This window comes from Zoogloea sp. (genome assembly GCF_023150065.1).
Lineage (GTDB): Bacteria > Pseudomonadota > Gammaproteobacteria > Burkholderiales > Rhodocyclaceae > Zoogloea.
Map to the genome: position 1 here is coordinate 1 of NZ_JAKLLN010000228.1, position 527 is coordinate 527.

Below are 527 nucleotides of genomic sequence, written 5' to 3' on the forward strand. Positions count from 1 at the left end.
ATCTTGCCTGAGCAGGTGGCCGTATTCCTTCACCTGCACGCCGCACCCCGACGCGGTGACGACGATCGCCTCGACCTGGCCGGACTCGATGGCCGGCCACCAGGCGTCGATGTTCCGTCGCGCATCGTCTAGCCCGCCGGCCTGATCGTGGAGGTGGTAGCGGACGGCGCCGCAGCACCCGGCCCGCTCCGCCTCGACCAGCGAAATCCCCACCCGGTCGAGCACCCGGGCCGTGGCAGCGTTGATCACGGGGCGCATGGACGGCTGAACGCAACCGGCCAGCGCGATCATCCGTCGGGCGTGGCGCGGCGCCGGCCACGGGCCCGCCGCCTGGGCGGCCGGAACCTTCTCGGCGATCACCCGCGGCAGCAGCGGCTTGAACATCCGCCCAAGGCCCAGCGCCGAACCGAACAGGCCGGTGTTGGGCACGAACTCCCGCAGCGCGGCGCGCTTCAGCTTGTCGGCGCCGGTGCGCGGTACCTGCTGCTCGACGATGTGCCGCCCGATGTCGGCCAGCCGGCCGTACT

General features: G+C 72.3%; 1 protein-coding gene. It reads right to left on the reverse strand.

Going from position 1 to position 527, the window contains the following annotated elements:
* Positions 1–527: heterodisulfide reductase-related iron-sulfur binding cluster (locus tag L6Q67_RS24410; protein ID WP_296576384.1), on the reverse strand; the 527-nt coding region annotated here is incomplete at both ends.